We start from the raw sequence: 26,691 nt of genomic DNA on the forward strand, positions 1-26,691 counted from the left end.
GGAGAAGTTCATGAGTACAGTTCGAACAATTAACATTGCGCTGATCGGGTATGGATTTGTGGGCAAAACCTTCCATGCCCCGTTAATCCAGTCTGTGGACGGGCTTAAGCTGGCCGTGGTCTCTTCTCGTGATGAAGAGAAGGTGAAACGCGATCTGCCGGACGTAGAGGTGGTCACCACCCCTGAAGAGGCTATTCAGCATCCGGATGTTGACCTGGTGGTGATTGCCTCCCCCAACGCCACGCACGCCCCGCTGGCGACGCTGGCCCTGAACGCAGGTAAACATGTGGTCGTGGATAAGCCTTTCACCCTCGACATGCAGGAAGCCCGCGACCTGATTGCGCTGGCGGAGGAAAAGCAGCTACTGCTTTCTGTCTTCCACAACCGCCGCTGGGACAGCGATTTCCTCGGCATTAAGCAGGTCATTGAGCAAGGCACGCTCGGCAAGGTTAAGCACCTGGAGTCGCATATCGACCGCTTCCGCCCGGAAGTGCGCGTGCGCTGGCGCGAGCAGAACGTCCCCGGAAGTGGCTTATGGTTTGACCTGGGTCCTCATCTTATCGACCAGACGCTGCAGCTCTTTGGCCTGCCGCAGTCGGTTCAGGGGAATATCGCGACGCTGCGCGACGGTGCAGAAATTAACGACTGGGCGCACGTGGTCTTAAACTATCCGGAGCATAAGGTGATTCTGCACGCCAGCATGCTGGTGGCGGGCGGTACGGCGCGCTTTGCCGTCCACGGGGACAAGGGCAGCGTGGTGAAGGCCAGAATCGATCAGCAGGAAGCACAGCTGCTCTCCGGGGTGATCCCCGGCAGTGAGGCCTGGGGCGAAGACAGCGACAGCATGGTGTTCTTTGGCGCTGACGGTGCATCGCAGACGATCCCGACCCCGAAAGGCGATCAGCGCCAGTATTACATCAGTGTGCGTGACGCGTTGCTTGGGAAAATCGCCAATCCGGTCCACCCGGTTGAGGCACTGGCAGTCATGGCCGTGCTGGAAGCGGCGGTGACGTCGTCGGAAACGGGGTCAACGCAGACGCTGGCGTTAACGGCTGAAGAGCGTGCTCTGCTGGGTTAAAAAACAAGCCGGGTGACGCGTAGCGCTCCCGGCCTACGATTCAGAGCCGTTTGTAGGCCCGTGCAAGCGAAGCGCCGCCGGGCGAGAAGACTACGAACGCTTTTTCGGCATCATGCGCAGCAGGGTATTATCTTTCCAGAAATAGTGGTGCATCAGCGCCGCCGCGGCGTGCAGGCCAATCACAAAATAGCCCAGATTTGCCAGCGTCTCGTGCCACTCTTTCAGCATATCTACCAGGTCAAATTTGGACTCCGCCGCATGCGGCATCGCCAGGCCAAAAGCAAACCAGTCGCTGCCCCGGTTATACATCATCACAATGCCAATCAGCGGCAGCGCAATAAACAGCAGATACACCACCAGATGCCCCAGATGAGACATCCCCGTCACCATCGCTTTTGGCTTCGGTTGAATCGGTGGTGCACGGAATTTCAGGCGAACCAGCAGACGCGCCACCATCAGCACCAGGATACTGATCCCGCATGAGACGTGGATCATGTTGATCGTCGGGCGCGCGGTGCGCGGGAAGAAACCTCTGAACTCCATGGCGCAGTAGGCGACGATGATTAATAGAAACACCAGCCAGTGGATGCCGATTTGCAGGCTTGTATATTTAGTGCGCATGTGATTTCTCGATTAAAAACAGTTACCGCGCCAACATAATCTCCTTTCCTTAAAAATTCATTAACTTTTCTGTATGGTTTTTCAAATACATCCTCCCGCATGAAGCATCTTCAATTGCCGCCCTGCCCGTGATGGTCTAAGCCTGGATGAGTTCAAACTGTCACATCGACACGTTTACAGGAGAACACCATGAGTAAAATTGGCATTAACGGATTTGGACGCATCGGACGTCTTGTTCTGCGTCGCCTTCTTGAAACCCAGGACAGTAATACCGTCGTCGCCATCAACGACCTCACCTCTCCCAAAGTGCTGGCCTACCTGCTCAGGCACGATTCCAACTACGGTGGCTTCCCGTGGAGCGTGGATTTCACCGAGGATGCGCTGATCGTTGACGGTAAAACCATCGCGGTCTATGCCGAAAAAGAGGCAAAGCACATTCCGTGGAAAGCCGCGGGCGTGGATATCGTTGTGGAGTGCACCGGCTTTTATACGTCTGAAGAGAAATCACGGGCGCACCTGGACGCGGGCGCGAAGAAGGTGCTGATCTCTGCGCCCGCGGGGGACATGAAAACCATCGTCTACAGCGTGAACGACGAGACCATTGACGCCAGTGATACCATTATTTCCGTCGCCTCCTGCACCACCAACTGCCTCGCCCCGCTGGCAAAAGCCCTGAACGACGCGTTTGAAATTAAGGTGGGCACCATGACCACCATTCATGCCTATACCGGTACCCAGGCGCTGGTGGATGGCCCGCGCGGGAAAGATCTTCGCGCCTCCCGGGCGGCGGCAGAGAATATCATTCCGCACACCACCGGCGCCGCAAAGGCCATTGGTCTGGTGATCCCAGCGCTCAGCGGCAAACTGAAAGGCCACGCCCAGCGTGTGCCGGTTAAAACGGGCTCCGTGACCGAACTGGTGGCGATTCTGGGCAAGAAAGTGACCGTTGAGGAGATTAACGCCGCGCTGAAAAAGGCCACTCAGGGCAATAAATCGTTCGGGTATACCGATGAAGAGATTGTGTCGTCAGATGTGATTGGCTCGCATTATGGTTCGGTGTTTGACGCCACGCAGACGGAGGTGTCAGAAGCGGGAGACCTTCAGCTGGTGAAAGCCGTTGCCTGGTATGACAACGAGTATGGGTTTGTGACGCAGCTGGTGCGGACGCTGGATAAGTTTGCGGCGCTGTGATTTTTCCCCCTCACCCTCTCCCCAATGGGGCGAGGGGATTGTTCCGTGCCTAAATTATTTTACGTGCGCCCTTCAGGACAGGATCCTGCTGTAGCTGTTTCCACGCGGCGGTGACGGCCTCGGGGAATTCAACGTGAGCAATATAATCCCGCCCGGCCGGGCCATAGCCGTTGGCGTCATCATACAGGCGCGGCAGCTCCCCCATAACCAGTGAAAGGTAACGGTCAACGGGCCACAGTCCGGTGTGGCCCTCGCTGAATTCCACGCCCTCGTTACCGTTTTGCAGCGTCGGCGTAAACCCGGGATGGCTTATCCACTGCGGTGAATCGGGCTCATCACGACACACGCGGGCAAACGTCGCCATCGTGCGGCGCTGCATCGTCGGATCCTGCACCACCAGCACCCGCCCGGTCGTTCGATGATGCTGTTTCAGCATGTTCCAGCTAAAGCGCGCGTTTTCACCGCAGTTGGTGGAGCGATCCTCAACCCACAGACGCGCCTCGGGGATCTGCCAGAACGCCCGCGCAATGTCGGCAAGAATGCTCGCTTCGGCCCGCCCTGTGACCGGTACGGTGTGATAACGCGGATGGCTGCCGATGGCAGCATATAAAAAGGGGGTCGAATGCCCGATACCGCCGCTGATCAGAAGCGGCACGTCGTTCTGGGCGGCAATACGGCAGGCCGCGTCAATGGTTGGGATCACCGCGTTTCCGGCCAGAATCACCGCATCGACTTCCGGGAGCGGACTCGTCGCGCTCAGGTCGTCCTGCGCCAGCCATGCGCCGACAGTATTGAAGGCCGCCAGCGTGGCATCCGCCAGAACGGGAAAATGGGGCTGAACCATGGTGAACTCCTCACGTTGTTGAAGCGCCGAATTTATCATTTTTCTGAAATAACCAGAAACATCCAAAAATCATCGGGTTGCACCTGCCTATTATGCTTTTGATTTCCAGCTCTACAAAACATTGTATTGTGCAGGCGGCATGAAAAAGCACCCAACGCTGCTTATTTCGCCGTGATCTGACCAGTTTTATCCCCCCTGCGCTTGCCAAAGACAACATCCAACCCTAAGTTGCTTAACAATTTCACAACCTTTTTTATCATCACAGGTTGCACCTGAAGCGCGCCAGGTGACACCTCTCTCATCATCAACGTGGCGGGGTTTCAGGTCATGACAGAACATGAAAGTACGACGACGGTGTTACGTAAAAATAAAAAGGTGTTAATCGCCAGCCTTACCGGGAGCGCCATTGAATGGTTTGACTATTTTCTCTACGGTACGGCGGCCGCGCTGGTCTTCAATAAGATCTTTTTCCCGATGGTCGATCCGGTGATCGGACTCATCCTCTCTTATCTCTCTTTCTCATTAACCTTCTTTATTCGCCCCATTGGTGGGGTACTTTTCGCCCACATCGGCGACCGCATCGGACGTAAAAAAACCCTCGTGCTGACCCTCTCTTTGATGGGAGGTGCAACCGTTATGATTGGCCTGCTGCCCACGTATGAGATGATTGGCCTCTGGGCGCCTGCGCTGCTGATCCTGATGCGCATCATTCAGGGGATGGGCATCGGCGGTGAATGGGGCGGCGCGCTGCTGCTGGCCTATGAATACGCGCCAGAAAAACGTAAAGGCTTCTTCGGCAGTATTCCGCAGGCGGGCGTCACCATCGGCATGCTGATGGCAACCTTTATCGTGTCGCTGATGACCCTGTTCAGCGAGGCGGATTTCCTCTCCTGGGGCTGGCGCATCCCGTTCCTGCTGAGCTCGGTGCTGGTGTTGCTCGGCCTGTGGATCCGCAAAGATATTGACGAAACGCCCGATTTTCAGAAAGTGAAAGCGTCCGGTCAGGTAGCGAAGGCCCCGCTGCGCGATACGCTGAAACATCACTGGCGTGAAGTGTTGATTGCCGCCGGTCTGAAGGTGGTTGAAACCGCGCCGTTCTATATTTTCTCGACCTTCGTGGTGAGCTATGCCACCAGCACGCTGACGTATCAGAAATCGCAGGCGCTGGAAGCCGTGACGCTGGGAGCCCTGGTGGCGACCATTATGATCCCGCTAATGGGGCTGCTCTCCGATAAGGTAGGCCGTCAGCGCATGTACGCAATCAGCGTCTTCGTGCTGGGCCTGTTTATCGTACCGTGGTTTATGCTGCTCAATACCGGCACCACGTGGGGTATCGTGCTCGCGACGGTCATCGCCTTTGGCGTGTTGTGGGCCCCTGTCACGGCGGTACTCGGCACGCTGTGCTCTGAAATCTTTAGCGCAAACGTGCGCTACACCGGCATTACGCTCGGCTATCAGCTGGGTGCCGCGCTGGCAGGCGGTACCGCGCCGCTGATTGCCACCGGCCTGCTGGCAAAATACGACGGCGACTGGGTGCCGGTGGCCTGGTATCTTGCCGTCACGGTGACCATTTCTTTAATCGCGATTTTCTGCGCCAGCCGCGTTAAGCGCGCCACTCTCATCCAGGCGCAGCCCGAACGTCTCTGACCCTTCCCGGCCCGTCCTGCGGGCCGCTCTTTTTCCTTAAATTTCCCTTCACCATTTGATTAACATGCGTAAATCATATTCACTTGAATTATCATTTGCGGGGGTCGTAGAATCGCTAGCCCGCTAATTATTCAATCATTTCTAAGGTAAACGACGTTATGCGCCTGCCCGAACGCGACCCTTATGCTCCTCGCGAGTGGCAGCCACATGAGAAACCCGCCCTGCTGGGTTCGCCCTCCACGCCCGAACACAGTACGCCAAAACGCATTGCCTATGGCGTCGTGGGCCTGCTGGTCTGCCTGACGGGCGCGCTGGGGAATGCGGTGGTGACCGCCAACCTGCAAAATTTGCAGGGGACCTTCGGCGCCTGGTCAACCGAAATCGCCTGGCTGCCTGCGGTTTATGTGATGACCAACATCTCCATCAACCTGCTGCTGGTTAAATTCCGCCAGCAGTACGGCCTGCGCGCCTTTACGGAAGGTTTTCTGGTGCTGTACGTGCTGGTCACCTTTTTCCACCTGTTCGTTAACGATCTCAGCTCGGCGCTGATGGTGCGCGCCGCGCACGGCATGGTGGCCGCCGCGCTCAGCTCGCTGGGGATTTACTATCAGATCCAGGCCTGGCCTGCGAAGCACCGCCTGAAGGCGCTGACCATCGGCATCACCGGTTCATCACTCGCCATCCCGCTGGCGCGCCTGTTTTCAACCGAGCTGCTGCAGCTGGACGAGTGGCGCGGGCTTTATTTCTTCGAGCTGGGACTGGCGCTGATCTCCCTGGCCTGCGTCATCGCCTTAAAATTACCGCCGGGCGACCGGCGCAAGGTCTTTGAGAAGAAGGACTTTATCACCTTCTTTTTACTGGCTCCCGGGATGGCCATGCTCTGTGCCGTCCTCTCTCTGGGCCGCCTTGACTGGTGGTTCGAAGCGCCGTGGATCGGCTGGTCGCTGGCGCTATCGCTGGTGCTGATTGTCGCAGCCATCGTCTTTGAACATAACCGCAGCAACCCACTGCTGAACACCCGCTGGCTGTCGAGCGGCAGCATCGTCCGCCTGGGGCTGATTATGCTGCTGATCCGTATCGTGCTGGCCGAGCAGAACACCGGCGTCATCGGCTGGCTGCAGTACGTGGGCTTACAGAACGAGCAGATGACGCATCTGGCGTGGTCCATTTTCGCCGGGATCGTCTGCGGGATTGTCACCAGCTGTCTCACCATCAAGCCGACGAAACTGGCGTGGCCAATCATCACGTCTCTGGCGCTGATGATTGTTGCCTCGCTGCTGGACAGCCAGTCCAACAACCTGACCCGTCCGGATCAGCTGATGGTAAGCCAGTTCCTGCTGGGCTTCGGCAGCGCCTTCTTCCTGGCGCCCGCTATGCTGGCCGCCATTGGCGGGGTGATCGCCGACCCGCGTAACCTGGTCAGCTTCTCGGTGATGTTTGGCATGAGCCAGAACCTCGGCGGCCTGCTGGGCTCCGCGATCCTCGGCACCTTCCAGACCTGGCGCGAGAAGTACCACTCCAGCCTGCTGGCGGACCAGCTCACCACGCTCAACCCGCTGGTCAACGAGCGAATTCAGCTTTATACCCAAATGTATAAAAGCCTGATTGGCGACAGCGCGCTGCTGGGCACCCAGGCGATAACGCAGCTGCAAACGGTCACCGCGCTGGAGGCGAATATTCTGGCTTATAACGATACTTATCTGCTGACGGCGAGCATCGCTGCCGCCACGCTGGTCTGGATTTTATGGCGCTTGCTGCGCCTGCGCATCACTGCCCGTCTGGCGCTGAAGAACGCCACCGGCAACAAATAATTGAAAGAGTTCTGGAGAGTTTATGAGTCAGCAGGATGCCGCCAAAGAGCAGGCCAACACCCGCAAAAATGTGCGCATTGTTTCCGTTTTCACCGCCGCCGCCATCGGTATTGTCGGCGTGCTGGTGATCCTTTATGCGTGGCAACTGCCGCCGTTCACCCGTCACGCGCAGTTTACCGATAACGCCTACGTGCGCGGCCAGACGACGTTTATCAGCCCGCAGGTGAACGGCTATATCACCGAGGTGAAGGTTCAGGACTTTGTGCAGGTCAAAAAAGGCGATCTGCTGCTGCAGATCGATGACCGTATCTATCGTCAGCGGGTGCATCAGGCAGAGGCGCAGCTGGCGATGAAAATTGCCGCCCTGAATAACAACCTGCAGCAGCGTAAAAGCGCCGAAGCAACGATCGCCAAAAATGACGCCGCGCTGAAAAATGCCCGCGCCCAGAGCCTGAAAAGCCAGGCGGATTTAAAACGGGTGAAAGAGCTGACGGCGGACGGCTCGCTTTCCATTCGCGAGCGCGACGCCGCGCTGGCCAGTGCCGCTCAGGGTAGCGCCGACATCGACCAGGCGAAAGCCGCCCTTGAGATGTCGCGTCAGGATCTGCAGACGGTGATTGTCAATCGCGGTGCGCTGGAAGCGGATGTTGAAAACGCCAAAGCAGCGCTGGAGCTGGCGCAGATTGACCTGCAAAACACCCGCATTGTGGCGCCGCGTGACGGCCAGCTCGGCCAGATCGCCGTGCGTCTCGGGGCCTACGTGACCGCCGGAACCCATCTCACCACCCTGGTGCCGCCGCAGCACTGGGTCATCGCCAACATTAAAGAGACCCAGCTCGCGGAGCTGCGCGTCGGCCAGCCGGTGAAGTTCACCGTTGATGCCCTGAACAACAAGGCGTATCAGGGCCGCGTGGAGAGCATCTCCCCGGCGACCGGCGTGGAGTTCAGCGCCATCACGCCGGATAACGCCACCGGGAACTTTGTCAAAATTGCCCAGCGTATTCCGGTGCGTATTGAGGTGCTCGGTAAGCCAGAGGACGCCGCGCTGCTGCGTCCGGGTATGTCGGTGCAGGTAACCATTGATACGCGGGAGGCGAAGCAATGATCCTTCGCCCGATAGCCGCGCTGGTGGCGGCGGTCATGCTGGCCGGATGCCAGTCCGTTGACGTCAAACCGGCGCAGCCGACGCTGCACATCCCCACCCAGTGGCGCACAGTCTCCGGCCCTGCCAGCCCGGCGGAGCAGCTCTGGTGGCGTAATTTCCATGACAACCACCTGAACCGCTATGTGGATCAGGCGCTACAGCACAACAGCGACGTGCTGATCGCCCGCGAACGGATAAACGAGTATCAGGCGCGGGTCTATGCGGCCGACGGCAGCCTGTTTCCCTCCCTCGACGCGAGCTTAACCGGGACGCGCGCCCGTTCACAATCCGCGGCGACCGGGCTGCCGGTTTACGGCACAGTGTACAAAGGGAGCCTGACGGCAAGCTATGACGTGGATATCTGGGGCGTCAACCGCAGCACCTCGCGCGCTGCCGAAGCCTCGCTGGCGGCGCAAAAAGCCGCCGCCGCGGCCGCGGATTTGACCGTCGCCTCGTCTGTGGCATCCGGGTATGTCACCCTGCTCTCGCTTGACGAGCAGCTGCGGGTGACCGAGTCCACGCTGAAATCGCGCGAAGAGGCGTTTAACCTTGCGAAGCGTCAGTTTGAGACGGGCTACAGCTCGCGCCTGGAGCTGATGCAGTCGGATTCCGAACTTCGCTCAACGCGGGCGCAGGTGCCCGTGCTGCAGCACCAGATTGCACAGCAGGAGAATGCCCTCAGCCTGCTGCTGGGAAGCAACCCCGGCGACGTGGCGCGTAGCGAAACCTTTGCAGCACTGACGCCGCTAACGCTGCCGTCGCAGCTGCCTTCTACGCTGCTGAACCGCAGGCCGGATATCGTCCAGGCCGAACGCCAGCTGGTGGCGGCGGATGCCTCGCTCGCGGCGTCGCGCGCCAGCCTGCTGCCGTCGATCAACCTGACCGCCAACGGTTCGGTTCAGGATCGCACCCTTTCCGGCCTGCTGGACAACCCGCTTCAGCTCTGGAGCGTCGGAGGCAGTATTCTCGCCCCGCTGCTGAACCGCCAGGCGCTGAATGCGCAGGTGGACATTTCACAGTCCCAGCGAAACCAGGCGCTGTACGCCTATGAAAAGACCGTGCGTAACGCGTTTGCCGAAGTGAACAACAGCCTTGATGCGATTACGCGCTATCAGGAACAGCTGACGGAGCTGCTTGCCCAGCAGGATGTGGCCCAGGAGACGCTGCGCATTGCGCAGAATCGCTATCGCAACGGCTACTCCTCCTATCTGGACGTGCTGGACGCGCAGCGCACGCTGTTCTCGGTCCAGACCAGCGTCGTGCAGGTGAAAAATAACCTGCTGCTGGCGCAGATTGATTTGTATAAAGCGCTGGGCGGCGGCTGGGTCAATGTCTGAAGGCGCTTAACGGGCCTGGATTTCGTCACGTAGGCCGGGTAAGGCGCAGCCGCCACCCGGCGATTCCCCCTCAGGAGACAATCTATGCAACAACAGTGGTCTGCAGTTGATAATTTCATGATTTCGTCACTTATTCCTGACGATGACGTACTGAATCAGGTGCTGGAAAACAACAAACGCGCCGGGCTGCCTGAACATGATGTCGCGGCCAATCAGGGGCAGCTGCTGGCGCTGTTCGTGCGCATGACGCAGGCAAGACGCATTCTTGAGATCGGGACGCTGGGTGCCTACAGCTCAATCTGGATGGCGCGCGCGCTGCCGCCGGACGGTAAGCTGATTACGCTTGAGGCCGATCCGACGCATGCTGATGTTGCCCGCCAGAATATTCACCTCGCGGGGCTAACCGATCGCATTCAATTAATTGAAGGCCCGGCGCTGAGCTCGCTGGAGAATTTCGGCGAGGTTCCGCCGTTCGACCTGATCTTTATTGATGCCGATAAGCCGAACAATCCCGGCTATCTGGAATGGGCGCTGCACTACTCCCGCCCCGGTACGGTAATTATCGGCGATAACGTGGTCCGTGATGGCGAAGTCATTAACGGCCAAAGCGACGACGCGCGCGTGCTGGGCGTGCGGCGTTTTATTGAGATGATGGGCGATAACCCGCGCTTAACCGCCACCGCGCTGCAAACGGTGGGGATTAAGGGATGGGATGGGTTTACGCTGGCGATTGTAGAACGATAACCAGCCGGGTGGCGGCTACGCCTTACCCGGCCTACATTTCGCACTCGTAGGCCCGGTAAGCGCAGCGCCACCGGGCAAGGGTTTAACCGGAAATCTGCTCCATCGCCTGAAGGATACGCTTATCCGAAATCGGATACGGCGTACCGAGCTGCTGGGCAAAGAAGCTGACGCGCAGCTCCTCGATCATCCAGCGGATCGCCTGCACGTCTTCATCGTCGCGGCGGGCTGGCGGCAGCTTGTTCAGCCACTGCTGCCACGCCTGCTGGACGCTCTCCACTTTCAGCATCTGCGCGCGGTCGCGGTGCGGATCGATAGCCATTTTCTCCAGCCGTTTTTCAATCGCCTGCAAATAGCGCAGCGTATCGCCGAGACGGTTGAAGCCGTTGCCGGTGACAAAGCCGCGGTAAACCAGCCCCGCCATCTGCGCCTTCACGTCCGACAGGCCCAGCGCCATGGTCATATCCACGCGCCCTTTCAGACGCTTGTTGATGTTGAACACGGTGGTGAGGATCTGCTCGACCTGTTTGGCAATCTCCACCACGGTGTCGTTCAGCTCCGCGCGCACCTTTTCATGCAGCTGAGCAAAGCCCTCTTCCGTCCAGACCGGGCCGCCCGCCTCGTGAATGAGTTTGTCCACGCCGCAGGAGATGCAGTCGTCAATCAGATCCAGCACTTTGCCGTACGGGTTAAAGTAGAGACCCAGCTTGGCCTTGTTAGGCAGCTTCTCGTGCAGATACTTGATCGGCGACGGGATGTTGAGCAGCAGCAGGCGACGCAGCCCGCGCCACATCATCTGCTGCTGTTCCTGCGGGTTATCAAACAGTTTGATCGCCACGCTGTCGCGCTCGTCCACCAGCGCCGGCCAGGCTTTCACCTTATAGTTGCCGCGCTTCTGCTCGTAGCTTTCCGGAAGCTGGCCAAAGCTCCAGATATGCAGCCCGCTCTGCTCGATGCCGTCGTCGGCCACCGCAGAGAGCGTCTCCTGGACTTTGCCTTTCAGCGCCTCTTTCAGCTCGCTCAGGGAACGCCCTTCCAGCAGCTTTTTGTTTTTATCGTCCACCACGCGGAAGGTGATTTTCAGGTGATCGGGCACCTGATCCCAGTTCCAGTCGTCGCGGTCGATGGTGGTGCCGGTCATGCGGCGGAACTCGCGCTCCAGCGCGTCCAGCAGCGGCAGCTCCAGCGGCGTGACGCGGCCCAAAAACGCTTCCGCGTAGTTTGGCGCAGGCACAAAGTTGCGGCGCACCGGTTTCGGCAGAGATTTGATCAGCGCAATCACCAGCTCGCGGCGCAGGCCGGGAATTTGCCACTCGAAACCGCTCTCGTCCACCTGGTTTAACAGCGGCAGCGGAATGTGGACGGTCACGCCGTCCGCGTCTGCCCCCGGCTCGAACTGATAGGTCAGCCGCAGCTTGAGGTTGCCCTGATGCCAGAAGTTCGGGTAGTCGAGCTTGCTGACCGACTCGGCGCCCTCTTTTATCAGCATGCTCTTTTCGAAGTTGAGCAGGTCCGGCGTCTCTTTGCTGGCCTTCTTCCACCAGCTGTCGAAGTGGCGGGCGGAAATCACATCGTGGCTGATGCGCTGGTCGTAAAACTCGAACAGCGCCTCGTCGTCCACCAGAATGTCGCGGCGGCGGGACTTGTGCTCAAGTTCCTCCACTTCCGCGCGCAGCTTCAGGTTTTCGCGGAAGAAGGCGTGGCGCGTCTGCCAGTCTCCCTCCACCAGCGCGTGACGGATAAACAGCTCGCGGCTGAGCGCCGGATCGATCTGGCTGTAGTTGACCTTGCGCGCGGCGACCACCGGCAAGCCGTAAACGGTCACTTTTTCGGTCGCCATCACCGCGCCCTGCGCGCGCTCCCAGTGCGGTTCACTGTACGAGCGCTTGAGCAGATGCTGCGCCACCGGCTCCACCCATTCCGGATCGATACGGGCGGCAATGCGTCCCCACAGGCGGCTGGTTTCCACCAGCTCCGCGACCATGGTCCACTTCGGCGGCTTCTTGAACAGGCCAGAACCTGGGAAGATGGCAAAACGGGCGTTGCGCGCGCCGGTATACTCCTGCTTCTCGGCGTCCTTCATCCCAATGTGGGACAGCAGGCCGGTCAGCAGCGCGATATGGATTTCGCGGTACTCCGCCGGTTCGCTGTTCACCGGAATGCCCAGCTCTTTCACCACCTGGCGAAGCTGGGTATAGATATCCTGCCACTCGCGCACGCGCAGGTAGTTGAGGAAATCCACCCGGCACTGGCGGCGGAACTGGTTCGAAGAGAGCGCCTTCTGCTGCTCGCCGAGGTAGTTCCACAGGTTCACGAAGGCGAGGAAATCGGACTCTTTGTCGTGGAAGCGACGGTGCTTTTCGTCCGAGGCCTGCTGTTTGTCCATCGGACGCTCGCGCGGATCCTGAATGGAGAGCGCCGAGGTAATGATCATTGCCTCGCGCACGCAGCCGTGCTTTTGCGCTTCCAGCACCATGCGCGCCAGACGCGGGTCGACCGGGAGCTGGCTGAGCTGGCGGCCCAGCGGCGTCAGCTTATAGACCGTCGCCTGCTCGTCGGTGGTAATCGCCCCGAGCTCTTCCAGCAGACGCACGCCGTCCTGAATGTTGCGTTTATCCGGCGCTTCGACGAACGGAAACGCCGCGATGTCGCCCAGCCCCAGGGCGGTCATCTGCAGGATAACGGACGCCAGGTTGGTGCGCAGAATTTCCGGGTCGGTAAACTCCGGGCGCGACAGGAAATCGTCTTCGGAATAGAGACGAATACAGATCCCTTCCGACACGCGGCCGCAGCGGCCCTTACGCTGGTTAGCAGACGCCTGCGAAACGGGCTCAATCGGCAGCCGCTGGACCTTGGTGCGGTAGCTGTAGCGGCTGATGCGCGCCGTACCCGGGTCGATCACGTATTTGATGCCCGGCACGGTCAGCGAGGTTTCCGCCACGTTGGTCGCCAGGACGATGCGGCGTCCGCTGTGCGGCTGGAAGACGCGGTTCTGTTCGCTGTTGGACAGGCGGGCATACAGCGGCAGGATCTCGGTGTGGCGCAGGTCGCGCTTGCTGAGCGCATCGGCGGTGTCGCGGATTTCGCGTTCGCCGCTCATGAAGATCAGGATGTCGCCCGCGCTTTCGTTACCCAGCTCGTCAACGGCATCAAAAATGGCCTGCAGCTGGTCGCGCTCGGTATCATCCGCCTCTTCCACAATCGGGCGATAGCGCACTTCAACCGGATACGTCCGTCCAGACACCTCAATAATCGGCGCATTGTTGAAGTGCTTCGAGAAGCGTTCCGGGTCGATGGTCGCGGAGGTGATGATCACTTTCAGATCCGGGCGACGCGGCAGCAGCTCTTTCAGGTAGCCGAGCAGGAAGTCGATGTTCAGGCTGCGCTCGTGCGCTTCGTCAATGATGATGGTGTCGTACTGCATCAGCAGGCGATCCTGCTGAATTTCCGCCAGCAGAATACCGTCGGTCATCAGCTTGACCATGGTGTTATCGCTCACGTGGTCGCTGAATCGCACCTTGTAGCCGATGCAGCCGCCCGGCTCCGTCTGCAGCTCTTCGGCAATACGGTTGGCAACGGTGCGCGCCGCCAGACGACGCGGCTGGGTATGGCCAATCAGGCCTTTTATCCCGCGGCCCAGCTCCATACAGATTTTCGGCAGCTGGGTGGTTTTCCCCGAACCGGTTTCACCCGCGACAATCACCACCTGGTGGTCGCGTACGGCCTCAAGAATGTCCTGTTTCTTCTGGCTGACGGGCAGGTTTTCCGGGTAGGTAATTGCCGGGCGCGCAGCTTCGCGCAGCACAACCTTCCCTGCCGCCTGTTCAATCTCTTTCGCCATCTCCTGGTAAATGGCCTGTTGAGCATCAGGATTTTTAACCTTCTTGACGCCGAGCAGACGGCGGGCGAAGCGCTGTTTGTCGCGCAGCGTCAGAGAATCGAGCTGTTGCAGGAGCATCGGGAAGGTGAATTTTTGTTGTTCTGTCATAGCGTTAAAGGGCAGTACACGCCCTGATAAACTCTCTTTTTAATGATTGCTATAGAGTACCACACTGACGCCTTTCGTGCCTTATTCAAAAAATTCGAACATAGGCTTCGATATATTGCGCTATCTCTGTGGCAGGATTGTGAATAGAGTGTCAACAAGCAACGGGGCAACCCCCTTCAATCAAATGCAACAACAGGAATCACCCATGAGCAAAGTATTAGTTTTGAAATCCAGCATTCTGGCAGGGTACTCTCAGTCTGGTCAGCTGTCTGATTACTTCGTTGAACAGTGGCGTGAACAGCATTCTGCTGACGAAATCACCGTGCGTGACCTGGCTGCAAACCCAATTCCTGTGCTCGATGGCGAGCTGGTTGGCGCGCTGCGCCCAAGCGATGCGCCGCTGAGCCCGCGTCAGCAGGAAGCGCTGGCCCTGTCCGACGAGCTGATTGCTGAGCTGCAGGCACATGACGTCATCGTCATCAACGCCCCAATGTACAACTTCAACATCCCAACCCAGCTGAAGAACTACTTCGACCTGGTGGCGCGTGCTGGCGTAACCTTCCGTTACACCGAGAACGGCCCTGAAGGTCTGGTAAAAGGCAAGCGTGCGATCGTACTGACCAGCCGCGGCGGTATCCATAAAGACACCCCAACCGACCTGGTTGCGCCGTACCTGAGCCTGTTCCTGGGCTTCATCGGCATCACTGACGTGAACTTCGTGTTCGCGGAAGGCATCGCTTACGGTCCGGAAGTGGCGACCAAAGCGCAGACCGACGCGAAAGCCGCCATCGACAGCCTGGTTGCAGCGTAAGACTTCACCCTCTCACCGCCCGGTGGGAGGGTTTTTCTTTTCCCCCGCATTTCGCTATCATCCGCTCCCACTCTCCAGCCGGGCGGCCTGATGTCTGCGATCATTGATTCTTTTATTGCCCCACCGTGTCACGATGACATTCAGATCCTCTGGCAGGATGAACATCTGCTGCTGATCGACAAGCCTTCCGGCCTGCTCAGCCTCTCGGGCAAAAATCCGCAAAACTTTGATTCCGTCCACTACCGTCTGGTTCAGACGTTCCCGGGCTGCACGCTGGTGCACCGTCTGGATTTTGGCACGTCCGGGCTGATGGTGGTTGCGCGCAATAAGGCGATCAACGCAGCACTGTGCCAGCAGTTTAGCCAGCGCAGCGTGGAGAAAGTCTACAGCGCCCTGCTTTGCGGCCACGTGGAAAATGATGAAGGGGTCATTGACGCGCCGATTGCCAAAGACCCGGCGCTGTTCCCGCTGATGTCGATCTGCGCCATTACCGGTAAACCCGCCCGCTCCCGCTACCAGGTTGTGGAACGGTTTTATCAGGGGGCGGGATTACCGTTAACGCGAGTGAAACTGATCCCGGAGACCGGGCGAACCCATCAGCTGCGTATTCACTGCCAGCAGCTGGGACACCCGATTCTGGGCTGCGATCTGTATGGCGGTCTTGACGTGCCGGGTGCTGAGGAAGCGCCCCGGCTGATGCTGCATGCCAGCGAGCTGAATTTTATTCATCCCGTGAGCGGCGAGCCGGTTAACGCCCGCCACGCCGCCCCGTTCTGAATGTGGTTTACCACATCAAATCGTCAGGGATTTTGAAGTCCGCGTACGGATCGTCTTCGTCCTGCTCTTCCTGGCTGAGCGCGCTGTTTAACACGATGCTGTCGGCATCGCGCTGGGCAATTTTATCGGCCACTACCGCCGGGATAATCGCGTATTCGCAGTCGCCGCTGGCGTTGATGACCAAGCGGGCAATCGCCAGACGGCCGTTGATCAGCTGAGCCTGGGTTTGCTTGTCCACCTCGATTTTTTTGATCAGATTACCGTCGGTGAAGTTAAAGGTGATGTTGCCTTTCGCCACGGTGATGCGGTTCATCTCGATCAGCTGCTTCACCTGCGCCTTAAATTCTTTCGCCAGCACGGCCTGCTTCTGCTGCTCGCTCAGCAGCTTGTCACGCTCGATCTGCGCCTTCTTGTTCTCTTCTACCGCTTCCCGAGCCTCACGCGCCTGAACGCGTGATTTCTTTGCCGTGCGCTGCACTTTCGCCGCTTTCTTGCTGCTGACGAGGCCCGCTTTCAGCATCTGCTCTTGTAAGGTGAGTTTTGTCATGATTATTTCTAAACCGGTTGGAAATTTTGGGGATTATAGCGGGAATTGCGGAAAGAGTGCGACATTAGCAGAATCGTAGGCCGGGTAAGCGCAGCGCCACCCGGCAAGAAAGGCAGCAACACCTCGAGCATTACACTTCATGAACTTCCCTCATGTTGCATTGAAATTAAGTCACTTCCCCTGCGCCGCGGGCTCAGGCATAAATTATGCATTGGTAACTTCTTAGCAACATGAACTTAGGATGCATAACCACAATGAGCAAAGCTTTCACATATACCCTTAAGCGCAGTTGCTTCGATGAGAATTACAACCCGTCAGAAAATACGCGTACGACCACCAACTTTGCCAACCTGGCCCGCGGGGAAAAGCGTCAGGAGAACCTGCGCAATACGCTGGTGATGATCAACAACCGCTTTAATGCCTTAGCGCGCTGGGATAACCCAAACGCCGATCGCTATGCGGTTGAGCTTGAAATCATCTCTGTCGATTTGAATATTGGCGCGGAAAAGCCGTTCCCGGCCATTGAGATACTGCAAACCACCATTGTCGACAAGAAAAACAACCAGCGTATCCCTGGCATCGTCGGGAATAACTTCTCGTCTTACGTGCGGGATTATGATTTCAGCGTGCTGCTGCTGGAGCACAACAAGAACCAGCAGCACTTCAGCATTCCGGAAAAATTTGGCGAACTGCACGGCAATATCTTCCGCCATTTTGTGAGTTCACCGGAATACAAAGAGAACTTCACAAAAGGGCCGGTGATTTGCCTGAGCGTCTCCAGCAAAGATACCTATCGCCGCACCGGTAACCAGCACCCCGTGCTGGGCGTTGAGTACCAGCCGGATGGCGAATCGCTTACGGAGCAGTACTTCGCGAAGATGGGCCTGAGCGTGCGCTACTTCATGCCGGAACACAGCGTGGCGCCGTTCGCGTTCTTCTTTACCGGGGATTTGCTGAGTGATTACACCGACCTCGAACTGATCGCCACCATCAGCACGATGGAGACGTTCCAGAAGATCTATCGCCCGGAAATTTATAACGCCAACTCGGCGGCGGGGCTGTGCTACCGACCGGATCTGAACCAGCAGGATCACTCCTTAACCAAAATTGTGTATGACCGGGAAGAGCGAAGCCGTCTGGCGATTGAACAGGGTCGGTTTACCGAAGAGTACTTTATTAAGCCTTACAAACACATTCTTGAGCAGTGGTCTGATAACTACACGCTTTAATACATTAAAAAAGGTCTTTTATTATGAAAACATTGCTCCCGACTTCAACGGCTGGCAGCCTGCCAAAGCCGACCTGGCTTGCGCAACCTGAGACGCTTTGGTCACCGTGGAAGTTACAGGATCAGGAACTGCTGGCAGGCAAGCAGGATGCGCTGCGCCTGTCTCTGGATGAGCAGATCCGCGCGGGAATCGATATCGTCAGCGACGGGGAACAGACCCGCCAGCATTTCGTCACCACCTTTATTGAACACCTGAGCGGCGTCGATTTTGAGAACCGCCAGACGGTGCGCATTCGTAACCGCTATGACGCCAGCGTGCCGACCGTGGTTTCCGCGGTTGCGCGTCAGAAACCGGTCTTCGTCGACGATGCAAAGTACCTGCGCCAGCTCACGGACAAGCCGATCAAATGGGCCCTGCCGGGGCCGATGACCATGATCGACACCCTGTACGACGCGCACTATAAAAGCCGAGAAAAGCTGGCCTGGGAATTCGCCAAAATCCTCAACCAGGAAGCGCGAGAGTTAGAGGCCGCAGGCGTGGATATTATCCAGTTCGATGAACCGGCGTTTAACGTCTTTTTTGATGAGGTCAACGACTGGGGCATCGCCGCGCTGGAGCGCGCCATTGAAGGGCTGAAGTGCGAAACCGCGGTCCACATCTGCTACGGCTACGGCATCAAGGCCAATACCGACTGGAAAAAGACGCTCGGCTCGGAGTGGCGCCAGTACGAAGAGGCCTTCCCGAAGCTGCAGACCTCTAACATCGACATCATCTCCCTGGAGTGCCACAACTCCCGCGTGCCGATGGATCTGCTGGAGCTGATCCGCGGTAAAAAAGTGATGGTTGGGGCGATCGACGTGGCAACCAACACGGTTGAAACGCCGGAGGAAGTGGCCGATACGCTGCGAAAAGCGCTGCAGTTTGTCGACGCCGACAAGCTCTATCCGTCAACCAACTGCGGCATGGCGCCCCTCTCCCGTCAGGTTGCCAATGGCAAGCTTAAAGCACTCAGCGCTGGCGCAGAAATTATCCGCCAGGAGCTTGGCGCGTAATCCCCTTACGCTGCCAGTACAGCGGCGTACCAAAGCGCTCGACGTAATAATCAATCACCGCCCTGACGTTCAGGGGCGGATGTCGGGCATCAGGGTAGATCGCCGCGATAGCCTGTTGTTCCGTAGTGATGGCGCACTCCAGCGCGGGTAGGAGCGGAATCAGCTCACCGCGCTGGAGTGGCTCGCTAACCAGCCAGTCAGGAAACAGCACAATCCCCATCCCGCCAAGCGCCGCAGCCAGCAACGCTTCCGCATTATTCGAGGTCATCAATGGCGTCACGGGATAGTGTGTCCACGCCTCGCCCGCCCTGCGCAACAGCCAGCGGTTAGGCCCTGACGATCCGCGATACACCAGGCAATGATGGCGGTTCAGATCGTCCGGCACTTCTGGCGCACCGTGTTTACGCACGTAGTCTGGCGACGCGGCCAGATGGTACACCTGCTGCCCAAACACCCGCGCGCGAAACGACGAGTCCGTCAGCACGCCAATGCGGAAGATAAGATCTGCCGCATCACGGTGGGGGTCAATGAAATCATCGGTCAGCGTCAGCTCTACGCTCAGGCGAGGATAGCGTGCCGACAGGCCGGGAAGTCCTGGGGCTATGTGCTTCTGGCCGAAAAACACCGGTCCGTTAATGCGGATCGCACCGGACGGCTCCACCGCACGCGCGTCCAGCTCCCGGCGCGCCTCTTCAAGATTCTCCGCCATCGACCGGGCGTAGCGAATAAACAGATGACCGCTTTCCGTGGGAATGACGGCCCGCGTATTGCGATAGAAAAGCTGCTGCCCGAGCGCATCCTCGAGCTGGTGGATCACGCGCGATATCTGCGAGGCCGATATCCCCTGCCGCCGCGCCACGACGGAGAAGTTCTGCGCTTCATACACGTCGATAAAGATCAGCAGCGCGCGGATGTTGATGTTGCTGGCGTCAACCATTAATGCATATCCTGCAAAGGTGTTTCCACCATTATGGCATTTTTCTCATTGCACAACCCACGTAATCTTCTTCGCCTGAAAACGGAGGAAGAAGAATGCAGTTGGTTTTGATTTTACTGGTGATCGCTGGCGGGATGGGCCTCTCCGTCGAGGCGGGACTGCTGGGCCCCCTGGGGGGAAAAGTCGGGGATTTATGGGCGACGTTCAGCATTTTTGGCGTCGGCGCCGCGCTGACGTTTCTGCTGATGCTGTTTTTCAGCCCGCGTAACAGCCCGTCGTTTTTCGCACAGCCCGGCTGGCAGCTCCTCGGCGGGGTGCTGGGTCCGATCTACGTCGTCATACTGACGCTCGCCACGCCGACTATCGGCATCGCGCTGACGATGATTGGCATTCTGGCAGGTCAGGTTTTTAAAAGCCTGATCATTGACCACTTTGGCCTGCTGGGTACGCCGCACAGGAAGATAAACGCAAGACGCATCGTGGCGCTGGTTTTTATTATTGCCGCACTGGTACTGGTCGCAAAGGGGTAAACACATGACACTGATGATGATAATTCTGGCCATCTGCGGCGGCGCGACGCTGAGCATACAGGCCGCAATTAATGGGCAGCTCGGCAGCAGCGTGGGCGTTTTCAAGAGCGCGTTTCTAACGTTTTCCGTCGGCGCGCTGGTGACCGCCCTGCTCATTTTCTTCTTTGAGCCTAAGCAGGCGGTCACGCTGCTGGACGTGCCGAAATGGCAGCTCCTCGGGGCGATGTTTGGCGTGCCCTATATCGTGATTATGGTCGTGGCGGTGCAGCGCATCGGCACCGCCGTCGCCACGGTGGCGGTGATATTCGGCCAGCTCGCCATGAGTATGCTGATTGATAACTTTGGCTGGCTGGGCAATCCCGCCATTTCGTTTTCACCGAGCCGTCTGAGCGCGGTGGTATGCCTGGGGATTGCCCTGTACTTCATCTACTCCAGCAGCAAAACCGGCAGCGTCCGCGACTAAGCTGAGGTCTTACGGGTAAAGAACAGCGTCACCGTGGCGACGGTGACGCCCAGTTTCTTCATCTCGGTTTTATTAAACAGATGGTTCTCATCCTGCAGGTACATCCAGTCGTCAAAGTTCAGTAGCCAGGTGCTGCCGTTGGCCTTCACGTTCATGCTGTAATGCCAGTTGAACGCGTTGCCGGCGGCCTGCCCCGTTGCTACCCCTTCAATATCCCCCGCCGTGCCTTCGTAGCGATCGCTCCCCACGCGGCGGATATGCCAGACCCGCTGCTGCTTCTCACCGTCGTCGTAAACGAAGTGCTCGTTCAGCGTCAGCGTATCGCCGATAACGTCCCCGGCAATCTCAACGTGAAAGCGGCGGATCTGCTTGCCGCTGCGATCCTGCACCATCCCCCACGCTTCGGTTTTGCCCTGGAAGTAATGGAAGATATCCAGCCGCGGCGACTGCTGGCGATACACGGTCACCTCCGTGCTACAGCCTGCCAGCAGCATCGTCAATGCCAGCGCCATCATCAGGATACGTTTCATTTTTGGCCTCCGATTAACTGCTGACGCAGCTCAGGGTATTGCGTGCGAGGATCGAGCCAGATGGCCAGGAAGCGGGTGCTGAACGCTTCTGACTGACGCGGTCCGAGTGGAATAAAGGCTTTTTGCGCCGCTGACGCGCGATACCAGAACTGCCCCTGCCCGTCGTCGAGCACAAACGCCAGCTGTGCGCCCGGCCGGACATCCGGCCACAGAGAGCGCAGCATCTGTAACCAGGCTTCGCTTCGGGGTTCCCGTTGCAGGATCCCCTGCGCCTGCCACTGGTCGCGGGTCGCCTCGACCAGCTCATCGCGATCGATGTCGCGCGCATAGGTAATTATCAGCGCCTGATCCTGGTTCTCCCGACCGTAACGCCCGTCCGGCGTACGCAGCTGGGAGGTATAGACGGTGAATGGCCCCCAGGTGAGCGTGGCATCACCCACCTTCCGCCACGCCAGCCAGTCGGCGGCCTGAGCAACAGGAACAACCAGCGTCAGACAAAGCAACAAAACCGCAGCTCTCATTTTTGTCTCCCCATCAGCAGGTGGAAAAACAGCATCAACACCAGCCAGCCCGGCGCCATCCAGCTGACGACGATAAAGGTCGGCTCCAGAAACGTGATGGCACCCAGCCGCTCGCCAATCAGGTACGCCACCGGCCCTCCCACGGCGGCCAGCAGGGTGAGCAGCCAGCCGGGTAACGTGGTGGTGCGCGTAAGCTGCGTCCAGACGGCGGCGAACATCAGCCATAATGCCACCATCCATAGCGGCATCAGGGCATCACCCGTGAAGGCGATCAGCCCCGTCAGCGCCCAGAGCGTATCCAGCAAACTGCCCGCCGCGGCCAGCCCAATGGCGTAAAAACGGTATACAGACGGCAAGAGCAGGCACGCCAGGATCGCCAGCGCGAGCCAGATAATCAGGCCCTGTTCGCGAAAGAGCACCACCAGCGCCCAGTAGAGATCGAACGCGACGGCCAGCAGGAAGACCTGAAGATATCGTCTCATACGCGCTCTGCGGTCAGCTGCACCACGCTAATGGTGCGGGCGTTAAACCCGGCTTCACAGTAGCCAAAGTAATAAAGCCACATGCGGCGGAACCGGTCATCAAAGCCGAGCTTTTCAATCTCCTGCCAGGCGTGGACAAAGCGCTGCCGCCAGTGCGCCAGCGTGCGGGCGTAGTCCGGCCCCATGTCGAAGAGATTGCGCACCACGAAATCGGTGTGGCGCGTCATCAGCTCGTTCATCGCGGTGATGCTCGGCAGGAAGCCGCCCGGGAAAATGTAGCGCTGAATAAAATCGACGCTTTTGCTGTAGTCGCGATAGCGCTGGTCCTGAATGGTGATGGCCTGAATCGCCATTCGTCCACCCGGGCGCAGCCGCGCCTGACAGGTCCGGAAGAATGTAGGCAGATAGCGTTGCCCGACGGCTTCAATCATCTCTATTGAGACCAGCTTGTCGTACTGCCCGGTGAGGTCGCGATAGTCGCAGAGCAGCACCTCAACACGATCCTGCAACCCGGCGCGGGCGATCCGCTCGGTTGCCCAGACGTATTGCTCCTGCGACAGCGTGGTGGTAGTCACCCGACAGCCATAATGACGGGCCGCGTATTCCGCCATCGCCCCCCAGCCGGTGCCGATTTCCAGCAGGTGGTCGGCCTCGCTAAGCGCCAGCTGGTCGCACAGGCGCGCCATTTTGGCCTGCTGGGCCGTCGTGAGATCCTGCTCGTCTGCGGTAAAGAGCGCGCTGGAGTAAAGCAGTTCCCTGTCCAGAAAATGAGCATAGAAGGTGTTGCCCAGGTCGTAATGGGCGGCAATATTTTCACGCGCCTGCGCGCGGGAGTTACGCCGCGTCCAGTGGCGCAAACGCTCCAGCGGTCGGCCAAGCAGCCGGAACCCTTTCTCAAGACGGCCAAGCACCTCGCCGTTGAGGGCCAGGATTTGCAGAAGCGGCGTGAGCTGCGCGGTTTCCCATTCGCCGTCCATCCAGGCTTCAGCGGCGGCAAGGCTCCCGCCCGTTAAGACGCGCCAGTAGACGGCGGGCGTGAGGATCTGCACGTCGGCGTGCAGCGCGGAGGATGTCTCGCCAAAATGGAAGGTCTGCGCCCCTTCACGCAGGGTGAGCGAACCACCGCGGATGCCGCTTAACAGACGAAACAGCAGCCATCGCGCGAGGCGGACGTTGCGCGGGATATCGGGTTCTAACGCAAAGACGGGATCGGTCATGAGCGTTCACTCCTGCTGACGGGATGGTTATACAGCGGCACGCGCTTGAGCCACAGCCTCAGCGCCTGCCAGTAAATGGCGAAAACGGTTTTCAGGGTCATAAGCGGGATGCGCAGCAGCAGCGCGCGCAGTGCCGGACGGGTCAGCGGCTCCCGGCGCAGGGCGAGCGTGGCGTCGAACACCTTCGCTTCCTGATGATTTTCAATGTGCATATGCAGCGTGTTATCCGGATCGTTGAAGCGCCAGTGGTAGATCATGTCCATCGGGTTGAAGGGGGAAACGTGAAACGCTTTTTCCGTGGGCTGGGCATGTTGCCCGTCGACCGCGTAATAATGACGCTCGTTCCACGGCGTGTTGCGAACCTCCGCCAGTACCCAGCGCAGAGTCCCCTTCCCGTCATAGCAGTAGTAAAAGTTGACCGGGTTAAAATGAAACCCGAAATACCGCAACTGCGTCAGAAGCATGACCCGCCCGTCCGGCCGTTCCCCGGTCAGGCTCTCCAGCCTTCTGAGCACGTTCTCTTTGAGCGGCGTGCCGAGCGGATAGTCCGCGTCATGGAACGCGGCGGCGGCAAAGCGATTGCGGCGCACGCCGACGGACGCCAGCAGCGGCAGCTCATCAAGATCCAGCCAGGCCATAAAGACGCTGTAGCGAAATTCATGGGTTTTCGGCTGAAGGCGGCGGTGGCGCAATACGCCGTGATAGAGGCAGCTGTTCATTTCAGTTCCCCTCTCCGGCCGCTATCGCGTTGACCACGTCCAGCGCGCTGCGCACGCCGTCTTCATGAAAACCGTTGTACCAGTAAGCCCCACAGTACCAGCTCCGCTGGTGACCGTTGATCTCGCCGCGCCGCGCCTGCGCCCGCCAGCTTTGCGGGTTAAACAGCGGATGCTCATAAACGAAGCGTTGCAGAACGAAGCGCTCATCCACCGCCGCGTCCGGGTTCAGGGTGACGCAGAACAGCGGGCTGCCCGCAGGCAGCCCCTGCAGAATGTTCATGTTGTAGGTCACACAGGCGCTGGCCTGCGCCTGCGCGCTCAGCCGGTAATTCCAGCTCGCCCAGGCGCGCGGCCGCACCGGCAGCCAGCGCGGGTCGCTGTGCAACACCACCTCGTTGCGCTGCCAGCCGATATCGCCCAGCACCTCGCGCTCTGCGGAGGTCGGGTCGTCAAGCATCGCCAGAGCACTGCCGGAGTGGCAGGCAAATATCACCTGGTCGAAGGTATGGCTGCCGTTTTTAAGCTGGAGCGTGACCCCGTCCTCGTGGCGGCTCACCCGCTGAACCGGTGAATTGAGATGCACCGTCAGCCGATCGCCCAGTTTGTCCAGCATCGCGCGGATATACTCTCGCGAGCCGCCCGGCACCACGTACCACTGCGGGCGATGGGTGATATCCAGCAGACCGTGGTTTTGGAAGAAACGTAAAAAGAGCGGCAGCGGGAAACGCTTCATCTCCTGCAGCGAGGATGACCAGATGGCGGCCCCCATCGGCAGAATATAGTGGCGCGCAAAAAACGGCGTAAAGCCGTGCTGGTCCAGAAACGTCTGCAGCGTGGCGTTCGGCTCCACTTCCCCGTCCAGCGCCTGTTTTGCCAGACGATTGAAGCGGACGATTTCACCGAGAAGCCGCCAGAATGTCGGATTGACGAGATTTCGGCGCTGGGCAAACAGCGACGTCAGGGTGTGCCCGTTGTATTCCAGACCCGTCTCGGGGTTGTGTACTGAAAAGCTCATCTGGGTTTTTTGCCCGCTGATACCCAGCTCGCTGAGCAGGCCCATAAAGCGCGGATAGGTGCGGTCGTTGTAGACGATAAACCCGGTATCGATCGCGTATGTGCCCTGTGGCGTCGTCACGTCAACCGTTGCGGTATGGCCGCCCGGTGTGGATCCCGCTTCAAACAGGGTCACCTGATGGTGCCCGGCCAGTCGCCAGGCGCACGTCAGCCCGGCAATGCCGCTGCCGATAATTGCAATGTTCATGAACGCACCATCCTGCGCAGCAGCGTGCGCTGAAGAAAAGCAGGCAGCCCTGAGAGCAGCCGCAAAATGAAGCCAAATCCGGCAGGAAACGCGATGTGCATTTTCCCGGCCGCCAGCCCGATACGGATCGCCTTCACCGCCTCATCGACGGTCACCCGACCCGGCATGGCAAAATCGTTTTTCCGCGTCAGGGGCGTATCGACGAAGCCCGGAGAGACAACCGTGACGGTAATCCCTTTTGGCTCCCAGTCCAGGCGCAGGCTTTCGGCAAACCAGCTCAGCGCCGCTTTGGACGCACCGTAGGCCTCTGCGCGGGGGAAAGGCAGCCAGTGGGCCATCGAGCTCACCAGCACCACGCGGTTGCCTCGAACCAGCTGCGGCTGCAGCGCCTCAAGGCAGTTCACCGGCCCGAGAAAATTGGTGTTCATGACCCGCTCCACCAGCGCCGCATCCACCACGCCACCGTCGAGGTATTCGCAGGTACCGGCGCAGAGAATAATCAGATCGGCGTAGCTGCCGGTCAGCGCCTGTCGGCAGGCCTCCCGGTCCGTCATATCGAACAGGCGAACGGTGAGATTGGGGCAGGTCTGATGCAGCGCTTCCAGACGCGCCGGATCGCGCCCGCAGGCAATCACATGATAGCCGTCAGCGGAGAAGGATTTTGCCAGCCCGGCGCCAATGCCCGAACTTGCACCGGTAATCAGTACCGTCTTCATGATTTGACCCTCCGCTTCACGCCGCGTACCGCCCAGCCCAGCAGAGGAAGATGTTCGTAGATCATCTCTCCCGCATCGTAGTAGTCGCGCTGGTGGGTGATGAGATCGTTTTCCGTCTCCACCACCGAGCACCCCGGCAGATCGAGCGGTTCGCCTCCGGCAATGCGCGGATGCGACCAGTGCATCACCCAGGTGACAACAAACCGGCTCCCGCTGCAGAGCGGCGGGTCGATAGAAAAACGGCAGTTCTCGACGTTGGCCAGCAGATGGGTGAAATAGCGCTGAAGCGCAAAGATACCGTCGTGCTCGCCGAACGGATCGACAAGCGTGGCATTTGAATGGTAAAGCCCGACCAGCGCGGACGGCGGCTGGCTATCCAGTGCGGCGTAGTACTCAACAAACCGACTCACGACAGAGGGCAAAGTGCTCATGGGTCACATCCTGGCTGTAAACAACGTGGCGTAATCGCATACTTAAAACTTACACAATTAACGTTA

General features: G+C 59.0%; 26 protein-coding genes. 13 read left to right on the forward strand and 13 right to left on the reverse strand.

Features of this window, described 5'->3' with window-relative positions:
- The first annotated feature begins 10 nt into the window (after positions 1–10).
- Positions 11–1,078, forward strand: coding sequence for an oxidoreductase (locus tag N6P30_RS15835; RefSeq protein WP_023292473.1), 1,068 nt, complete (start codon positions 11–13; stop codon positions 1,076–1,078).
- Positions 1,079–1,168: 90 nt separating this feature from the next.
- On the opposite strand, the gene cybB is transcribed toward N6P30_RS15835, so the two are convergent.
- Positions 1,169–1,699: a cytochrome b561 gene (cybB, locus tag N6P30_RS15840; RefSeq protein WP_023292474.1), complete on the reverse strand. Its 531-nt coding sequence runs from the start codon at positions 1,697–1,699 to the stop codon at positions 1,169–1,171.
- Between the two features lie 189 nt (positions 1,700–1,888).
- On the opposite strand from cybB, the gene gap reads away from it, so the two are divergent.
- Positions 1,889–2,890, forward strand: coding sequence for a type I glyceraldehyde-3-phosphate dehydrogenase (gap, locus tag N6P30_RS15845; RefSeq protein ID WP_023327422.1), 1,002 nt, complete (start codon positions 1,889–1,891; stop codon positions 2,888–2,890).
- Positions 2,891–2,939: 49 nt separating this feature from the next.
- Here gap and N6P30_RS15850 read toward each other — a convergent pair whose 3' ends face one another.
- Positions 2,940–3,734, reverse strand: coding sequence for a YdcF family protein (locus tag N6P30_RS15850; protein ID WP_023292476.1), 795 nt, complete (start codon positions 3,732–3,734; stop codon positions 2,940–2,942).
- Between the two features lie 327 nt (positions 3,735–4,061).
- Between N6P30_RS15850 and N6P30_RS15855 the strand changes: the two genes are divergently transcribed.
- The 5 genes from N6P30_RS15855 to N6P30_RS15875 all read left to right on the forward strand — a co-directional run bounded on the left by N6P30_RS15855 (position 4,062) and on the right by N6P30_RS15875 (position 10,417).
- Positions 4,062–5,381 carry an MFS transporter gene (locus N6P30_RS15855; RefSeq protein WP_023292477.1) on the forward strand — a complete coding sequence of 440 codons (1,320 nt, stop codon included), beginning with the start codon at positions 4,062–4,064 and terminating at the stop codon, positions 5,379–5,381.
- Positions 5,382–5,539: 158 nt separating this feature from the next.
- Entirely contained in the window at positions 5,540–7,192 is a 1,653-nt protein-coding gene (locus tag N6P30_RS15860) for an MFS transporter (RefSeq protein ID WP_023292478.1), read from the forward strand.
- 22 nt (positions 7,193–7,214) lie between these two features.
- On the forward strand, positions 7,215–8,297 hold the full coding sequence (locus N6P30_RS15865; protein WP_023292479.1) for an HlyD family secretion protein: 1,083 nt from the start codon (positions 7,215–7,217) through the stop codon (positions 8,295–8,297).
- The gene (locus tag N6P30_RS15870) at positions 8,294–9,673 is read left to right on the forward strand and encodes an efflux transporter outer membrane subunit (RefSeq protein WP_023292480.1); all 1,380 of its coding nucleotides are present in this window, start codon (positions 8,294–8,296) and stop codon (positions 9,671–9,673) included. Before N6P30_RS15865 ends, N6P30_RS15870 begins: the two co-directional genes overlap by 4 nt.
- An 84-nt stretch (positions 9,674–9,757) precedes the next feature.
- Positions 9,758–10,417: an O-methyltransferase gene (locus N6P30_RS15875; RefSeq protein ID WP_023292481.1), complete on the forward strand. Its 660-nt coding sequence runs from the start codon at positions 9,758–9,760 to the stop codon at positions 10,415–10,417.
- A gap of 82 nt (positions 10,418–10,499) precedes the next feature.
- Here the strand turns inward: N6P30_RS15875 and hrpA are convergent, their stop codons facing one another.
- Positions 10,500–14,402, reverse strand: a complete 3,903-nt coding sequence (gene hrpA / locus N6P30_RS15880; protein WP_023292482.1) for an ATP-dependent RNA helicase HrpA — start codon at positions 14,400–14,402, stop codon at positions 10,500–10,502.
- A 205-nt stretch (positions 14,403–14,607) separates the two neighbouring features.
- On the opposite strand from hrpA, the gene azoR reads away from it, so the two are divergent.
- On the forward strand, positions 14,608–15,213 hold the full coding sequence (azoR, locus tag N6P30_RS15885; protein ID WP_008502313.1) for an FMN-dependent NADH-azoreductase: 606 nt from the start codon (positions 14,608–14,610) through the stop codon (positions 15,211–15,213).
- Between the two features lie 90 nt (positions 15,214–15,303).
- Complete coding sequence (locus N6P30_RS15890) at positions 15,304–15,990, forward strand: RluA family pseudouridine synthase (RefSeq protein ID WP_023292483.1); 687 nt, start codon at positions 15,304–15,306, stop codon at positions 15,988–15,990.
- Positions 15,991–15,997: 7 nt separating this feature from the next.
- Here N6P30_RS15890 and N6P30_RS15895 read toward each other — a convergent pair whose 3' ends face one another.
- Positions 15,998–16,537, reverse strand: a complete 540-nt coding sequence (locus N6P30_RS15895; RefSeq protein WP_021242569.1) for a DUF2058 domain-containing protein — start codon at positions 16,535–16,537, stop codon at positions 15,998–16,000.
- A 254-nt stretch (positions 16,538–16,791) separates the two neighbouring features.
- Between N6P30_RS15895 and N6P30_RS15900 the strand changes: the two genes are divergently transcribed.
- Positions 16,792–17,766 carry a DUF1852 domain-containing protein gene (locus N6P30_RS15900; protein ID WP_023292484.1) on the forward strand — a complete coding sequence of 325 codons (975 nt, stop codon included), beginning with the start codon at positions 16,792–16,794 and terminating at the stop codon, positions 17,764–17,766.
- A gap of 23 nt (positions 17,767–17,789) precedes the next feature.
- Positions 17,790–18,818, forward strand: coding sequence for a methionine synthase (locus tag N6P30_RS15905; RefSeq protein ID WP_021241377.1), 1,029 nt, complete (start codon positions 17,790–17,792; stop codon positions 18,816–18,818).
- Here N6P30_RS15905 and N6P30_RS15910 read toward each other — a convergent pair.
- Positions 18,793–19,755: a LysR family transcriptional regulator gene (locus N6P30_RS15910; protein WP_023292485.1), complete on the reverse strand. Its 963-nt coding sequence runs from the start codon at positions 19,753–19,755 to the stop codon at positions 18,793–18,795. The genes N6P30_RS15905 and N6P30_RS15910 overlap by 26 nt on opposite strands.
- Before the next feature lie 95 nt (positions 19,756–19,850).
- Here N6P30_RS15910 and N6P30_RS15915 point away from each other — a divergent pair, with 95 nt between their 5' ends.
- Positions 19,851–20,285, forward strand: coding sequence for a DMT family transporter (locus tag N6P30_RS15915; protein WP_023292486.1), 435 nt, complete (start codon positions 19,851–19,853; stop codon positions 20,283–20,285).
- A 4-nt stretch (positions 20,286–20,289) separates the two neighbouring features.
- Positions 20,290–20,748, forward strand: coding sequence for a DMT family transporter (locus N6P30_RS15920; protein WP_023292487.1), 459 nt, complete (start codon positions 20,290–20,292; stop codon positions 20,746–20,748).
- Here N6P30_RS15920 and N6P30_RS15925 read toward each other — a convergent pair.
- Genes N6P30_RS15925 through N6P30_RS15960 form a run of 8 tightly spaced genes read right to left on the reverse strand, consistent with a single transcriptional unit; the run spans position 20,745 to position 26,625 of the window.
- Complete coding sequence (locus N6P30_RS15925; RefSeq protein WP_023292488.1) at positions 20,745–21,278, reverse strand: DUF3833 domain-containing protein; 534 nt, start codon at positions 21,276–21,278, stop codon at positions 20,745–20,747. The genes N6P30_RS15920 and N6P30_RS15925 overlap by 4 nt on opposite strands.
- The gene (locus tag N6P30_RS15930; RefSeq protein WP_023292489.1) at positions 21,275–21,799 is read right to left on the reverse strand and encodes a hypothetical protein; all 525 of its coding nucleotides are present in this window, start codon (positions 21,797–21,799) and stop codon (positions 21,275–21,277) included. Before N6P30_RS15930 ends, N6P30_RS15925 begins: the two co-directional genes overlap by 4 nt.
- On the reverse strand, positions 21,796–22,281 hold the full coding sequence (locus N6P30_RS15935; protein ID WP_023292490.1) for a DUF2878 domain-containing protein: 486 nt from the start codon (positions 22,279–22,281) through the stop codon (positions 21,796–21,798). The genes N6P30_RS15930 and N6P30_RS15935 overlap by 4 nt, the downstream gene beginning before the upstream one ends.
- Entirely contained in the window at positions 22,278–23,498 is a 1,221-nt protein-coding gene (locus tag N6P30_RS15940; RefSeq protein ID WP_023292491.1) for an SAM-dependent methyltransferase, read from the reverse strand. Before N6P30_RS15940 ends, N6P30_RS15935 begins: the two co-directional genes overlap by 4 nt.
- A complete protein-coding gene (locus N6P30_RS15945) occupies positions 23,495–24,217 on the reverse strand; it encodes a DUF1365 domain-containing protein (protein ID WP_023292492.1) in 723 nt (240 codons plus the stop codon). Before N6P30_RS15945 ends, N6P30_RS15940 begins: the two co-directional genes overlap by 4 nt.
- Before the next feature lies 1 nt (position 24,218).
- Positions 24,219–25,478 carry an NAD(P)/FAD-dependent oxidoreductase gene (locus N6P30_RS15950; protein ID WP_023292493.1) on the reverse strand — a complete coding sequence of 420 codons (1,260 nt, stop codon included), beginning with the start codon at positions 25,476–25,478 and terminating at the stop codon, positions 24,219–24,221.
- On the reverse strand, positions 25,475–26,194 hold the full coding sequence (locus tag N6P30_RS15955) for an SDR family NAD(P)-dependent oxidoreductase (protein WP_023292494.1): 720 nt from the start codon (positions 26,192–26,194) through the stop codon (positions 25,475–25,477). The genes N6P30_RS15950 and N6P30_RS15955 overlap by 4 nt, the downstream gene beginning before the upstream one ends.
- Positions 26,191–26,625 (reverse strand): nuclear transport factor 2 family protein, encoded by a 435-nt coding sequence (locus N6P30_RS15960; protein ID WP_023292495.1) that lies wholly within the window; start codon positions 26,623–26,625, stop codon positions 26,191–26,193. The genes N6P30_RS15955 and N6P30_RS15960 overlap by 4 nt, the downstream gene beginning before the upstream one ends.
- Between the last annotated feature and the right edge of the window lie 66 nt (positions 26,626–26,691).

The organism is Enterobacter sp. PL1, assembly GCF_945957325.1.
Taxonomy (GTDB): Bacteria; Pseudomonadota; Gammaproteobacteria; order Enterobacterales; family Enterobacteriaceae; genus Enterobacter; species Enterobacter roggenkampii.

Bases quoted from the DNA above. Each gene is read 5' to 3' on its own strand.
- N6P30_RS15915 (WP_023292486.1), top strand. From the start codon at position 19,851: ATGCAGTTGGTTTTGATTTTACTGGTGATCGCTGGCGGGATGGGCCTC.
- cybB (WP_023292474.1), bottom strand. From the start codon at position 1,699: ATGCGCACTAAATATACAAGCCTGCAAATCGGCATCCACTGGCTGGTG.
- N6P30_RS15860 (WP_023292478.1), top strand. From the start codon at position 5,540: ATGCGCCTGCCCGAACGCGACCCTTATGCTCCTCGCGAGTGGCAGCCA.
- N6P30_RS15895 (WP_021242569.1), bottom strand. From the start codon at position 16,537: ATGACAAAACTCACCTTACAAGAGCAGATGCTGAAAGCGGGCCTCGTC.
- hrpA (WP_023292482.1), bottom strand. From the start codon at position 14,402: ATGACAGAACAACAAAAATTCACCTTCCCGATGCTCCTGCAACAGCTC.
- N6P30_RS15850 (WP_023292476.1), bottom strand. From the start codon at position 3,734: ATGGTTCAGCCCCATTTTCCCGTTCTGGCGGATGCCACGCTGGCGGCC.
- N6P30_RS15835 (WP_023292473.1), top strand. From the start codon at position 11: ATGAGTACAGTTCGAACAATTAACATTGCGCTGATCGGGTATGGATTT.
- N6P30_RS15945 (WP_023292492.1), bottom strand. From the start codon at position 24,217: ATGAACAGCTGCCTCTATCACGGCGTATTGCGCCACCGCCGCCTTCAG.
- N6P30_RS15855 (WP_023292477.1), top strand. From the start codon at position 4,062: ATGACAGAACATGAAAGTACGACGACGGTGTTACGTAAAAATAAAAAG.
- N6P30_RS15950 (WP_023292493.1), bottom strand. From the start codon at position 25,478: ATGAACATTGCAATTATCGGCAGCGGCATTGCCGGGCTGACGTGCGCC.
- N6P30_RS15940 (WP_023292491.1), bottom strand. From the start codon at position 23,498: ATGACCGATCCCGTCTTTGCGTTAGAACCCGATATCCCGCGCAACGTC.
- gap (WP_023327422.1), top strand. From the start codon at position 1,889: ATGAGTAAAATTGGCATTAACGGATTTGGACGCATCGGACGTCTTGTT.
- azoR (WP_008502313.1), top strand. From the start codon at position 14,608: ATGAGCAAAGTATTAGTTTTGAAATCCAGCATTCTGGCAGGGTACTCT.
- N6P30_RS15900 (WP_023292484.1), top strand. From the start codon at position 16,792: ATGAGCAAAGCTTTCACATATACCCTTAAGCGCAGTTGCTTCGATGAG.
- N6P30_RS15930 (WP_023292489.1), bottom strand. From the start codon at position 21,799: ATGAGAGCTGCGGTTTTGTTGCTTTGTCTGACGCTGGTTGTTCCTGTT.
- N6P30_RS15960 (WP_023292495.1), bottom strand. From the start codon at position 26,625: ATGAGCACTTTGCCCTCTGTCGTGAGTCGGTTTGTTGAGTACTACGCC.
- N6P30_RS15890 (WP_023292483.1), top strand. From the start codon at position 15,304: ATGTCTGCGATCATTGATTCTTTTATTGCCCCACCGTGTCACGATGAC.
- N6P30_RS15865 (WP_023292479.1), top strand. From the start codon at position 7,215: ATGAGTCAGCAGGATGCCGCCAAAGAGCAGGCCAACACCCGCAAAAAT.
- N6P30_RS15920 (WP_023292487.1), top strand. From the start codon at position 20,290: ATGACACTGATGATGATAATTCTGGCCATCTGCGGCGGCGCGACGCTG.
- N6P30_RS15905 (WP_021241377.1), top strand. From the start codon at position 17,790: ATGAAAACATTGCTCCCGACTTCAACGGCTGGCAGCCTGCCAAAGCCG.
- N6P30_RS15910 (WP_023292485.1), bottom strand. From the start codon at position 19,755: ATGGTTGACGCCAGCAACATCAACATCCGCGCGCTGCTGATCTTTATC.
- N6P30_RS15870 (WP_023292480.1), top strand. From the start codon at position 8,294: ATGATCCTTCGCCCGATAGCCGCGCTGGTGGCGGCGGTCATGCTGGCC.
- N6P30_RS15875 (WP_023292481.1), top strand. From the start codon at position 9,758: ATGCAACAACAGTGGTCTGCAGTTGATAATTTCATGATTTCGTCACTT.
- N6P30_RS15955 (WP_023292494.1), bottom strand. From the start codon at position 26,194: ATGAAGACGGTACTGATTACCGGTGCAAGTTCGGGCATTGGCGCCGGG.
- N6P30_RS15935 (WP_023292490.1), bottom strand. From the start codon at position 22,281: ATGAGACGATATCTTCAGGTCTTCCTGCTGGCCGTCGCGTTCGATCTC.
- N6P30_RS15925 (WP_023292488.1), bottom strand. From the start codon at position 21,278: ATGAAACGTATCCTGATGATGGCGCTGGCATTGACGATGCTGCTGGCA.